This is a genomic window from Paenibacillus sp. FSL R5-192 (genome assembly GCF_000517845.1).
Lineage (GTDB): Bacteria > Bacillota > Bacilli > Paenibacillales > Paenibacillaceae > Paenibacillus > Paenibacillus amylolyticus.
In genome coordinates, this window is record NZ_ASPR01000021.1 from 48,800 (window position 1) to 62,121 (window position 13,322).

Here is a 13,322-nt window from a genome sequence, read left to right on the forward strand (position 1 = left end):
CGTTACGTTCACCCCTCATATGCCTTCGATTCCGAACCACTACCTTTTTGCAATGCCATAACGCTCGGATAACGCTTCTCCCAAAATGTTGAACGTAATGACTACGAGCAGAATCAATGCCCCCGGGTAGATCATCAACTCCGGATGACTGCGAATATAACCCGTTCCTTCATGAATCATGGCGCCCCATTCTGCATTCGGTGGTTGAATACCGAGTCCCAGGAAGGACAGAGCAGATATATCCATAATCGCCCACCCCATCTCCAGCGTACCCATCACAACGATCGGACGCTGCACGTTGGGGATGATATGTCTGCGGATAATCGTCCACGAAGAGGAGCCACTAATCCGCGCCGCCGCGATGAAGTTCCGTTCTTTCAGACTAACGACCATGTTCCGGCAGATACGTGCATAATACACCCACTGTACCATCATGAGTGCTAGAAGCACCTGCATCAAACCTGGACCAAAGATCCCTACAATACCGAGCACCAGCACCAGATTCGGAAACGCCATAATGCCTTCACACAAGCGCATCAGCAGACTGTCCACCCAGCCACCAAGGTAACCGGAGATTGAACCTACAATGACACCAATGAGCAAAGATGACAGGAAGATCAGGGTAGCAAATCCAAGCGACACTCTCGCTCCATACATCAGCCTAGTGAGATTGTCACGTCCCAGATGATCCGTTCCGAGCCAATGCTCAAGCGATGGACTCGCCAGCTTCTGCAACAGATTCACCTTCACCGGGTCATGAGGAGCAATCCATGGGGCTAATAACGCGATCACGAAGAAAAGCAATATGATCACCGAGCATATCTGGATAGCTCTCTGCCCTTTAAATACCGCACGCCATTTGTTTATCAATGTTCTGCCCGTCCTTTCGCTGAAATCCGTGGGTCCATAACGAGCTGCACCAGATCAACGAGCAGATTGCATACGATGAACAGGCAGGCCGCCAGGAAGACATAACATTGAATCACGGGAATATCCCGGTTAAATATCGCATCGACAAAATAACGCCCGAACCCAGGCCAGGAAAACACCTGCTCTACAATAATGGTACCTGTGAGCAGCTTGCCCATACTCATCCCCATCCCCGTAATGAGGGGCGATATGGCGATTTTCAGCACATGCTTGAGCATAATCACTCTTTCGCGAATCCCGCGTGTTCTTGCGTACTGTACATATGTCTCCTGCAATTGCTCCAGTACACTGGAACGCAACAATCGGGTGTAGACCGCAATAAGAATCAAGGAGAGTGTAATCGTAGGCAGAACCAGATTCTCCCACGATCCACGCCCCTCCACAGGTAGCCAGTCCAGCTTCACCGAGAAAAAGAAGATCAGCAAGTAACCGAGCCAGAATTGCGGAATAGATGCTCCAAAATAGGAAATCGCACGGCTGACCATGTCAATCCAGCTATTCTTATACACCGCGGCCAGTATTCCCAATGGAATACTCACCAAAGCGGATAACAGCATACTCCAGAAGGCTAGTTCAGCCGTAGCAGGAAGCCTTAGTTTCACTTCATCCCATACGGGTTTGTTGGTGAGATATGAGGTGCCGAAGTCGAGCTTGGCAATCTTCTGAATCGTATGCACATATTGGGTTAACATAGGCTGATCCAGACCGAACTCATGCCGCTTTTGCGCAAGCAGCTCCGGTGTGGGATAGATATGAGCAGCTGTCAGATAAGCCTCGGCCGGATCAACTGGTGATATATGAATAAGCGCAAAGGTAACAAGTGTAGCGATAAAAACGATAGGAATGATCGCGATCATTCGTTTCCCGATATAACTGATCAACAAACTTCCTCCCTTTTATCAAGCTACATGGATCATTATTGGTTGCCCAATTCAATGCCTACAAACGGATTCTCATCACGGTTTGCCGGGAAAATAAAGTTGGAAATTTTCTTCTGATATACCGCCGTTTTCTTAACATACGAGATGGGGACAATCGCCGATTGTTCCTGGAGTGTTGTCAGGATAGAGCCATACAGCTCCTGACGTTTCGTCTCATCTGTTGATGATAGTGCGGCATGTACCTGCTCGTCCAGTTCCTTTTTCATCGGCAAGGCACTGAGCGTCTCAGAGATACCAAATCCAGGGCTCGCTACAACGTTAATGAAGGAATGTGGATCATACGGAGCACCATAGTTGTACCAGAAATACAGGTCAAAATCATTGGCTTTCAAACGTTTGATCTGTACCGTCAGTTCTAGCCCAGTGAGGTTTACCTTAACCCCAAGCTCGCTCCATTCCGCCTGAATGGTCTCAGCCATCGCTTTCTGAATCGGGTCCGTCTTGTCAAAAATCATTTCGAATTCAAGCTGTTGTCCGTCTTTCTCACGAACGCTACCATTCGCAGGCATCTTCCAACCCGCTTCATCCAATAAAGCTTTGGATTGTTCCACGTTATATTCGATCGGTTTCAGGTCAACATTGGTGTATGGGTAGTTTTTGGATAGTGCCGTATCTGCCGGTTCTTCCAGACCCAGAGTGATGCCTTCCACCATCGCTTTTTTGTTAAATCCTTGCTGGAGCGCCATCCGCACTCTGAGATCAGACAGCTTCGGATTGGAGGAATTCAGCAGCAGATCTCGCGTACCTACCGGATCAGACAGCTGACTCACATATTTATCGTTGTCACGAAGCTGTTGGAACGCATCCAGACTGATCATACCTTCACCATAGATCAGGTCGAGATCACCTTTTTCAAAAGCAAGCACGCGGGTTTCTGCATCAGGGATGATCTTAACCGTAATCTGATCCACCTTCGGTGCGGTTCCCCAATAATTCGGGTTGCGTTTGAAAACAGCATATTCGTCCTGCTTGTAATCAGCCAGCATCCACGGGCCCGTTCCAACTGGCTCTTTGATGCCTTGGGATGTATCTCCGTCATCCGGGAATCCGGCTTCACCCAGGAAGCGGAAAGGACGAACCACAGACAAATCCTGAAGAACAGGATAGTACGGCTCTGTGAGTGTCATACGGAACGTGTGGTCGTCCACAACCTCTGTCTTGTCGAGCACACCTACAATGCCCAGCCAGCTATGTGTAGCTTTATTTTTCATCACAGCGTCAAAATTCTTTTCCACAATCTCAGCATTAAATGGCGTACCATCTGAGAATTTCACACCTTGGCGAAGCTTAAATGTATATACTTTGCCGTCATCGGAGATGGTCCATGATTCTGCCAGCGCAGGTTCCAGTTTTCCGTCCTTCTGGTAACTGATCAGTGGCTCATAGAGCATGGATTGGGCAAATAATTGCGAAGGATTGTACGTGTGCGGATTCATTGTACCGATATCACGTGGCCATGACATCGTAATCGACTTCGTAGATGTTTGATCCGAAGCAGCAGATGAGGATTCATCTCCACTTCCTGTATTGCTGCAACCCACAATAACGAATAACAACAAGAGCATAGTTGCCAACGTGAGGGCCGAAGATTTGCGATGTTGTACAGACATGAATGTTGAACCCCTTTTCTCTATTTTATGATAATGATTATCATATTCATCCATTAAGAATAGGCAGGAGCCCTCCTTTTGTCAACAAAATTCGACATGGTATGTGTTGTTACTAAAATAGCCAAAAAACCTTTCCTATGGGAGGAAAGGCTTCTTGACATGAATGTGAATTACAACTAAAAAAATAAGCTCCACCATAATCTGTTATTCATTGCTCACAGCATGGAAATCACGAAAGTACATATGGAGATATATCACTGAAATCCATCTTCACATACGCCTTCTTGTTTCTCATTTTAAACGTCTACAGCGATGCCCTCATAGAACCGACGAATCACCTGCTCCGCTGGCTTGCCGTAAACACCATATCCATCATCGGTCAGCGCCTCCTTCTCCGCATGCAGATGTGCGCTCCAATCCCATAGACCGAATCCGCGTACCCAGTCACGCTGACTAACATGCCGGAACATGGTCTCATAGAAATGCTCTTGTTCCTCCGCGCTCACTTCGCCTTCCAGTCCCCAATCGTTCGGTACCTGGGCTGATCCACTGCGGCTGGGACAACCTGCTTCCGCAAAGAAAAAGGGTTTGCCATAGGGAGCAATCACCTGTTCAATACGATCCAGTTGCGCCTCCCAATCTCCGATGGGATAATACCCACTGGAAGAGATGACATCCACCGCATCCCACCATTTCACATGATCTTCCTGATATTTATCCGTGTTGTATGACACCAGTCCTGTGTACTCTTCACGCACACCGGCGATCACCTCGCGCCACTCTTCATCCCGACGCTCGGATTGCACCATCTCACAACCTACAATGAACATCTCACACTTTTCCTGCTCTGCAATCGCTGCATAATGCTTCTGAAATGCTGTGTAACTGCGGAACCAATCCTTCCACTTCGGCTCACAAGGCACATCGATATCAAAAAAGTTAATGTGTGCACGCCATGTGCCATCGGTACAGTTAACGGTTGGTTTCAGAATGACACGCAGCCCGAGTGTACGGGCATAACGAATCATGTCCACCAGTTCATCATCCTCTACCAGATGTGTACCTCGATACTTGACCTCTACCGCCTGCGGATGATCCTGATGTGCCGCCAGTGCAAAAATAACATGAGAACTGCCTGTACGTTCTGCCATCAGGCGCAAAGATTCTTTGGCTTCCGGCTTACGGAAGTCACCCTTGCCACTCATCCAGCCAAATGTAAATCCCTTGATATAATCCATATGCATTACAGCTTGCCCTCTTCATGATCTCCGGCGATGACTTCATCCGTCTCGATCACATAGTTCACGATCTCTTCGATGGTCGTGTACGCCACGCCCACATACGTATCGGCAGCGCCATAATAGATGGCGATACGTCCGGTATCGGCATCATGCAGTGTTGCACACGGGAAAATGACGTTATCAACGAAGCCTTGTTCTTCGTACCATTTTTCCGGTGTCAGTACAAAGTTGGAGGAACGATATTTCACTTTGGACGGTTCATCCAGATCCAGAATTACCGCACCCATGCTATATACCAATCCGTTACAGGTCCCAGTGACGCCATGGTAGAACATCAGCCAGCCTTCGGACGTTTCGATCGGAGCAGGCCCGCCGCCAATTTTGACCGATTGCCACCAGCCTTGGCCACCTTTGCTCATCACATGACGGTGCTTGCCCCAGTACACAAGATCCGGGCTTTCGCTCAGGAAAATGTCTCCGAATGGCGTATGTCCACTGTCACTTGGTCTGGACAACATCACATAGTTGTCGTTGATTTTGCGCGGGAACAACACGCCATTCCGGTTGAACGGCAGCATTGGATTTTCGAGGCGGACAAATGTTTTGAAGTCATCCGTTTTGGCCAGACCCAGTGCTGCGCCGTAGAAGTCTGTACACCAGATGATGTAATACGTGTCCTCGACTTTGACCAAACGTGGATCGTACGCATAGTTCGGCATAAACGGATCGCCATTTTCATCTACAAATGCAATGCGTTCCTCTTCAATTGTCCACTCCAGACCATCTTCGCTTGCGCCCATGTGAAGGTGTGGACGTCCATTAACGGTTTCGGCGCGGAATACCCCAATGAATTTTCCTTCATACGGTACAACGGCACTGTTAAAAATGCGGGCAACACCTTTGACCGGGTTACGCGGAACCACCGGGTTGGCCGAATGTCTCCATACCGGGCCTTCCGTTCCCTCCGGTTTGTTCTCCCAAGGCATATTCGGCAAAGCATCCCCAACAATGTGTACGTTTTTCGTTTCAGCAACTGACATTTTTCATTCTCCCTTCGGTTAGGCTTTATGAAATGAATACTTAAAATTGCACTAGACCACTTTGATGACAGAACAACCTTCCGATCGCCGTTATCCCCAGATTTTTTTGATCCCCTTATAAAAGGGAAAATCCGGTTATAGCGTATGCTTACGGAGCGAGCTTTCTTTCAGAAAGCTTTTAGCGTCCCCTCCGTTTCTCCAGCTTTTTTCTGTCCTCTTCGTTCCTGTGTATTCTCATATGCATTTCATATAGCCTTTCGTTTTTTTATTTAACTGAGCCTTGCGCGAAGCCATTGTAGATGTACTTCTGTAACAGCAGGAAGATGATCATCGTTGGAATAATGGCGATCATGATGCCGGCGCTGATGACCTCCCACTGCGATCCGAACGGTCCCTTGAATTTGAACAAGGCGGTGGATATGACCTGTAGATCGGTCTTTGGCATGTAGAGGAACGGTGTGTAGAAGTCATTATAGATGTTCACACCCTTCACGATAATGACCGTTACAATGGCCGGTTTCAGCAGTGGCAGAATGATTTTCCAGTAGATCGTGAAGTACGACGCGCCGTCCAGCATGGCGGATTCATCCAGTGCACTTGAGATGGAGCCCAGGAACTGTAGGAAGATATAAACCGCGATGATATCTGTACCCAGGTACATCACGATGGCCGCCCAGCGTGTGTTAAACAGGTCGAGCGCGTTGATGATCTGGAATGTGGCGACCTGCGTTGTAACACTTGGAATCAGGGTAGCGAGCAGGAATGCCGCGACCATAATTTTCTTGCCTTTGAATTTGAACCGATCCAGCACATACGCGATCATGGAACCCGTTAAGGTCGCTCCTATAATAGAGATGATCAGGATAATAATTGTATTTTTGAAACCAACCAGCATGTTGCCATCCACAAAAGCCTTCGCATAGTTCGCGAAGTTCAGCCAGTTGGCTGGCGGGGCAAGCGGGCTGCTGGTAGCGTACTCCGCATTGGTTTTGAGAGATGCAAACAGGATGACCACGATGGGTAACAGTGCGATAAACGCCGCAATAACCAGGGAAGCATATTTAACCACGCTTGCAAGGGTGTATTTGAGTTGTGTCACGTTTATTCCTCCCCTTTCATGGTGACTCGCTGCACAAGCGTAACGAGAATAACGATCATGAGCAGCACCACAGCCATGGCGGATGCCAGTCCCAGCTTGCCGTATTTAAACGCCAAATGAACCGTCTGGATTACAAATGTCATACTGCCGTTGGAACCATCGGTCATGATATATGGAATATCGAACGCACTAATTGCGCCGCTAATCGCCAAGATCAGGTTGAGTTGCAGGATGCGCGTAATACTCGGCAGGATGATGTGGCGGAATTGCTGCCAGCGATTGGCGCCATCAATATCGGATGCTTCATACACATCCTTTGGAATGGAGGAGATTGCACCCAGGAAAATGATAAAGTTGAAGCCCATGTATCTCCATACCGATGCACCTGCGAGTGACACGTTGATAATATTCGGATTACCGAGCCAGAGCTGCGTGTATTGTCCCAGCCCTACAGCATGCATGAGCATATCGAGTGTACCGTCCGGTTTGAAGAAAAAGAGGAAGATAAAACCGATGGCTACCCCATTCAGCAAATAAGGGAAAAACAGTATGCCTTTGAAAAAGTTTTTGCCTCGAACCTTGAAACTCAGAATGGTGGCAAAGTAAAGCGCCAAGCCCATCTGTAAGAACGTAGCCACGAAGTAATACAAGCTGACAATAAATACTTTGAAGTATTCGGGATCACTGAATATGCGCGTGTAGTTCTCAAACCCAACATAATCAAACCTTTTACTGTATCCGTTCCAATCGGTGAAACTGTATTTGAACATGTTGATGACAGGTAAGTATGCAAACGTGAACAGCAACGCCAGCGGAATAATTGAGAAGGCACAGATGATAAATATGCGTTGCGCTGAGTAGCCCCAATTCGAAAGTTTTAAGTACTTCATGCTCTCCACACCTCCAAGCGGTTCTCCCGCCTATATATCGAAAGACTCCCGTCCAATGGAATTCCTGCGGAATAACTGCCGGGGAAGAGCATGGGTACCATGCTTTCAAATACCACATATTCCATACTCCATTCATAAATGGCTTCCTATATCCCCGCAGTCCATTCATCACCTGATCCACTTACGTTAATCCAATTATTTTGTGAGTTCTGCTCTTGCTTTGACCCACTTGTCGTTCAGATCTTTCATGATGTCGTCATACGATTCCTTGCGGTTCCCAATACCTGCTTCGATAATGCGTTTCTTGAAATCAGGCTGCCAGAGACCGATTTCGCCTTCGTTATCAATCTTGTCGACCAGACCTTCCTGACCTTCTTTGGCAGGTGTAAGCGTGGAGAATTTAACGTCTTTATATTGATCCAAAATGGGTGGTAATTCAGCATTCTTGTCTGCATCCATACCGCCACCCTGTTCAACCGCGTAGTTTGATTTCGCCAGGAACCAGTCAATCCAAGCTTTGGCAGCAGGTTTGTTCTCACTGTTCACGTTCATGCCGATGTTATAGTCCGCGGAGAGCGGAACCACAACCTCACTTGCATTCGTAGGGAAAGGAAGGAATCCAATGTCGTCCGGTGTATCCGTCATCCCTTGAATCTGCGTGATGGCCCAAGAGCCCAGTGCCATCGTGGCAATTTTGCCTTTGGCGAGATCCGCTTTGGAGCTTTCCCAGTCGGTTGTTGTTGGATCTTTCTCGATTAGACCGTTCTTGGCTGCATCATAGAGCACTTTATATAGTTCATAGTGCGGCTGACCAGGCACAAAGTTCTCATCTGTATTCGGTTGGTCCACGTTAACGTAATCCACACTGCCTGCAACGGTTGGCAGATCCGATTCCCATTGGGTGAGAGCCCAGCCAGATGCATAGTTGGTGTAGAGCGGAACCGCATCTGTATTGTCTTTGACCAATTGGAGCGCAACCTGGAATTGCTCCGGTGTTTTTGGCAATTCGGTAACGCCTGCGTCTTTGAAGACCTGTTTGTTATAAATGATTCCGGAGAAAGTGATCACGGTAGGGATACCGTAGACCTGACCATCCACCATGCGTTCTTCAATAGCGGTGTATTTGTCTTTCAATTCATCGTACGTGCCGAGTGGCTCGAAAAAGTCCGGGATATCTGCGATCGGAACACTGGTCGGGATCATCAGTACATCACCGTAATCCTTGGTGCTCATACGGATCTTCACTTGTCCTTCGTAGTCGGCCAGTGCCTGGAAATTTACTTTCACATCGGGGTATTCCTTGTTGAACTCTGCTGCGTAGTCTTTGAATACGGTATCAACAATATCTGTACGTTGTGTCAGAACAGTTATTTCACCTTTGATATCTGCCGGATCTGTACTGATCTCCTCCCCTGCCTGCGAAGATCCACCTCCGGATGAACATGCAGCAAGTAGCGAAGTGATGAGCAGCATCGTCAGCAGCATCATCCAACCTTTGTTTTTTCTCAATTGTTTCGACCCCTCTCTTAAGTTAATTAAGTTATCGTTAAGGTTACAAAATGAATTCTATTATGGCAACGCTTACCTGTCAATTGAATTATTTATAACTTAACAATAAAAATTGCGATGCATTTCGTTGACATCTGTTTTTCAGAGCACTAATATTGATTAATAAAGTTATCGTTAACTTAACTATATATATTGATTAAACATTTACACGAAACGTAGAGGACAGAAAGAACCTGAAGAAGCGGAGCGTTCGCCTAAAAGCTTTCTGAAAGAAAGCTACATCGGAAGCATACGCTATCACCGGAATTTCACCTTTGAAAAAGGGAATCAAAAAAATCTGGGGATAACAGCGATCGGAAGGTTATTCTGTCATCGGAGTGGCCAGTGTAAATATTCTTTAGTTCAATTTATATATTAAGATTTATGTAACACGTTGAAGGAGCGCTCACTTATGAATACAAAAACAATCGAACTTCAATCTGAGATTAAAGCGCATTGGGAGACGCAGATTTTACCCTTCTGGTCCAACCTAAAAGATACAACCGACGGTGGATTCTACGGCTGGGTTGGCAATGATCTTCAAGTGAATCAACAGGCGCCCAAAGGCGGGATCGCCACAGCACGGCAACTTTGGTCTTTTGCAGCAGCCTATCGGGTAACCGGAAACGAAAGATGGCGCAATCACGCGGAGCACGCCTATCGTTTTCTCGCTGACCATGTGATGGATACCGAATATGGCGGTATGTACTGGATGGTAGATTACACAGGGGAAGCGCTGGACACGAGCAAACATGTGTATACGCAATCATTCGGCGTGTATTCACTCAGTGAGTACTATCGTGCAACTGGGGATACTTCTGCATTGGAACTTGCGAAAACGCTTTTTGCTCTAATCGAGGACAAAGGTCTAGATGCCGAACTACCTGCGTACAAGGAACAATTTGATCGCACATGGAAGGAACAGCCCAATGAAATGCTGAGCGAAAATGGGGTTATGGCGGATTACACAATGAATACGCATATCCATGTGCTGGAGGCCTACACCACGCTCTATCGCGTGTGGCCGGATCAACAAGTGAAGGCGGCGCTGGAACGCCTACTCGGGATTCTGTATGAACGGGTGTATGACCAAGACACCAAGTTTCTCGGGGTATTTTTCAACAAACATTGGGAATCCATCATTGACCTGCGCTCGTTCGGACATGACATTGAAGCCAGCTGGCTGATCGACGAAGCACTGAAAGTTCTGGGGATGGAACAACATCTGGAGTATGCAGCGATGGTAACGGATATCGCCTATAACATCTCCAATGTAGCCGTGAATGCGGATGGTTCCCTGTTAAATGAACAAGAAGGTGAACATATCGATGAGAAGCGAATTTGGTGGGTTCAAGCCGAGGCGATGGTCGGTTTCTATAACGCGTATCAGCGTACAGGTGATCCAATGTTTCTGGAGAGATTGGAGCGCTTGTGGACCTATACAAAAGAAAACATCATTGATCAGCGCGCTGGTGGGGAATGGTACTGGTCGGTTGACGGCAACGGTACACCGGATCAGAGCGAAATTGCCGGACCGTGGAAATGCCCGTATCACAATAGCAGATTCTGTATTGAACTAATCGAGAGGATGGGATCAGAATGATACACCCGAAATACAAGGAGTTACTGGAGAAACAGGAACAGCTGCTTACTCGCCCTAATGAGATCAATTCTTCCTTTTACAACGGCATATATGATCGGTACCAATATCCAGTAATCACTCGCCATCATGTACCGCTGCATTGGAGATTCGATCTGGATGAGACGACAAACCCGCATTTCATGGAACGCCTGGGCATTAACGCTACACTGAACCCAGGAGCCATCTATTTCAATGGCAAATACGTCATGGTCATCCGTACGGAAGGATTGGATCGCAAATCAATCTTTGCGCTCGCCGAGAGCGACAATGGAATTGACGGGTTCCGTTTCACGGGTAAACCATTGGTCTGGGATGATATCGATGCGGATGAAACCAATCAGTATGATATGCGCCTCGTTCAACATGAAGATGGCTGGATCTATGGCATCTATTGCTCGGAACGCAAAGACCCTGAGGCTCCTGCATTTGATACATCCAGCGCAGTTGCACAGGCAGGACTGGTTCGGACACGAGATCTCACAAGCTGGGAACGGTTGCCCAACATCACAACGAATTCCCCTCAACAACGCAATGTCGTATTGCACCCGGAATTCGTGGATGGAAAATATGCCTTCTACACCCGTCCACAGGATGGATTCATCTCAACAGGCAGTGGCGGCGGAATCGCCTTTGGTCTGTGTGAGGATATCTTGAACCCTGTCATTCATGAAGAGACAATTATCGACGAACGGCAATATCATACGGTATATGAGGTCAAAAACGGTCAAGGCCCTGCTCCGCTCAAGACGGATCGTGGCTGGATTCACATTGCTCATGGAGTTCGGAACACCGCAGCAGGCCTGCGTTACGTGTTATACACCTTCGCTACGGATCTGAATGATCCGGCGCGTATTATTGCCAAGCCGGGCGGCCACTTCATTGCTCCTTATGACGATGAGCGGGCAGGCGATGTGTCCAATGTTATTTTCTGCAACGGTGCTGTGGTCAATGAGCAGGAAGAAGTCTTTATCTATTACGCATCCAGTGATACCCGCTGTCATGTGGCAACAACGACGCTGGAAAAACTAGTCGATTATACGTTTAATACACCGGCTGATCCATATCGTTCCCTGGATTGTGCCAGCCAGCGGGGTCAGCTGATTGAACAGAATGAGAAGCTTTTACAGAAACAATTAACGTAACATCGGTAGAGCGTCCTCTCAGGGAAACCTGCAATGTGCTGAAAATTAGCGAAACAACAGCCAGAATGGCTTTATTCCAAGTGGGTAACGATGTATACTGATATGGATTGTTATTATGTGCGGAGAAAACACTCATCATAATGACAGCACATTGTGCCTATACCGGCTTGAAGGAGGCGACCATACTGAAGAACAATATCACCATGCGGGATATCGCCGACAGGCTCGGGGTCAGCAGTGTGACCGTCTCGAAAGCATTGAATGATAAAGATGGCGTGAGTGGCGAATTAAAGGAAAAAATTAAAGTGCTTGCTGTTGAAATGGGCTATCGGTATAATGCTGCTGCCCGTTCGATGAAGGAAGGCTTAACCCATAATATTGGCGTAATTATCCCGGAGCGTTTTACCGGGCCTACGCAGTCGTTCTATGTACGCGTGTTCCAGCGCATCACCAAACATCTGGAGGAACAGGGCTACTACGGCATTCTGCACATTCTGAATGTGGAGGATGAGGAGGAATTAACACTGCCCAAGCTGTACAGCGATAACAAGGTCGATGGTTTCATCGTGCTCGGACAGATCAGCAAAGAGTATATTGAACTGGTGCGATCGATGGAAGTTCCCAAAATGTTTCTCGACTTCTACGATGAACATTCGGACATCGATTCCGTCGTTACTGATAACTTCTACGCTGCCTATGAGCTGACGAACTATCTGGTTCAGCAGGGCCACCGTAACATTGCTTATGTAGGGAACCTGTATTCCACGAGCAGCATCCAGGATCGATTCCTTGGGTACTACAAATCCTTGCTGGAACATCGCTTGCCGATGAATCCGGATCTGGTTCTGAATGATCGGGATGAACGGGGTACGTTTATTGAGATTGATCTGCCGGAACAGCTGCCAACCGCTTTTGTATGCAACTGTGATCAGGTCGCTCATCTGCTCGTTCAGAAACTGACTTCCATGGATATTCAGGTACCTGGCCAATGCTCTGTTGTTGGTTTTGATAATGATATCTATGCCACGCTCTCCGATCCCAAGCTGACAACCGTCGAAGTGGACGTAGAACAGATGGCGCGTACCGCAGTTCAGTCGATGCTCAAAAAGATCGACAACCCAAACCGCAGCTTCGGCCGTGTTCATGTTAAAGGCAATATCATCTATCGTGAATCGGTAAGTGCTGTGTCTGCCTCATCAGATACTATGGATATCTGAATTAAAAAATGAAATCAACGAA

At 47.5% G+C, this 13,322-nt stretch carries 11 protein-coding genes; 3 read left to right on the forward strand and 8 right to left on the reverse strand.

Annotation, left to right across the window (positions count from 1 at the left end):
- Positions 1-39: 39 nt before the first annotated feature.
- The 8 genes from nikC to C161_RS17045 form a co-directional block, all read right to left on the reverse strand.
- A complete protein-coding gene (gene nikC / locus C161_RS17010) occupies positions 40-870 on the reverse strand; it encodes a nickel ABC transporter permease subunit NikC (protein WP_036671611.1) in 831 nt (276 codons plus the stop codon).
- The gene (nikB, locus tag C161_RS17015) at positions 867-1,811 is read right to left on the reverse strand and encodes a nickel ABC transporter permease subunit NikB (protein ID WP_036671612.1); all 945 of its coding nucleotides are present in this window, start codon (positions 1,809-1,811) and stop codon (positions 867-869) included. Before nikB ends, nikC begins: the two co-directional genes overlap by 4 nt.
- Before the next feature lie 35 nt (positions 1,812-1,846).
- The gene (gene nikA / locus C161_RS17020; RefSeq protein WP_036671693.1) at positions 1,847-3,481 is read right to left on the reverse strand and encodes a nickel ABC transporter substrate-binding protein; all 1,635 of its coding nucleotides are present in this window, start codon (positions 3,479-3,481) and stop codon (positions 1,847-1,849) included.
- Positions 3,482-3,777: 296 nt separating this feature from the next.
- Positions 3,778-4,719 carry a glycoside hydrolase family 113 gene (locus C161_RS17025; protein ID WP_036671694.1) on the reverse strand — a complete coding sequence of 314 codons (942 nt, stop codon included), beginning with the start codon at positions 4,717-4,719 and terminating at the stop codon, positions 3,778-3,780.
- A gap of 5 nt (positions 4,720-4,724) precedes the next feature.
- Positions 4,725-5,762, reverse strand: coding sequence for a glycoside hydrolase family 130 protein (locus C161_RS17030; RefSeq protein ID WP_036671614.1), 1,038 nt, complete (start codon positions 5,760-5,762; stop codon positions 4,725-4,727).
- 265 nt (positions 5,763-6,027) lie between these two features.
- Complete coding sequence (locus C161_RS17035) at positions 6,028-6,861, reverse strand: carbohydrate ABC transporter permease (protein ID WP_036671615.1); 834 nt, start codon at positions 6,859-6,861, stop codon at positions 6,028-6,030.
- A 2-nt stretch (positions 6,862-6,863) separates the two neighbouring features.
- Entirely contained in the window at positions 6,864-7,751 is an 888-nt protein-coding gene (locus tag C161_RS17040) for a carbohydrate ABC transporter permease (protein ID WP_036606603.1), read from the reverse strand.
- 195 nt (positions 7,752-7,946) lie between these two features.
- Positions 7,947-9,260, reverse strand: coding sequence for an ABC transporter substrate-binding protein (locus tag C161_RS17045; protein WP_036671616.1), 1,314 nt, complete (start codon positions 9,258-9,260; stop codon positions 7,947-7,949).
- Between the two features lie 451 nt (positions 9,261-9,711).
- On the opposite strand from C161_RS17045, the gene C161_RS17050 reads away from it, so the two are divergent.
- The 3 genes from C161_RS17050 (at position 9,712) to C161_RS17060 (ending at position 13,300) form a co-directional block, all read left to right on the forward strand.
- A complete protein-coding gene (locus tag C161_RS17050; RefSeq protein WP_036671617.1) occupies positions 9,712-10,902 on the forward strand; it encodes an AGE family epimerase/isomerase in 1,191 nt (396 codons plus the stop codon).
- Entirely contained in the window at positions 10,899-12,083 is a 1,185-nt protein-coding gene (locus tag C161_RS17055) for a glycoside hydrolase family 130 protein (protein WP_036671619.1), read from the forward strand. Before C161_RS17050 ends, C161_RS17055 begins: the two co-directional genes overlap by 4 nt.
- Positions 12,084-12,223: 140 nt before the next feature.
- Complete coding sequence (locus C161_RS17060; protein ID WP_036606594.1) at positions 12,224-13,300, forward strand: substrate-binding domain-containing protein; 1,077 nt, start codon at positions 12,224-12,226, stop codon at positions 13,298-13,300.
- Positions 13,301-13,322: the final 22 nt, after the last annotated feature.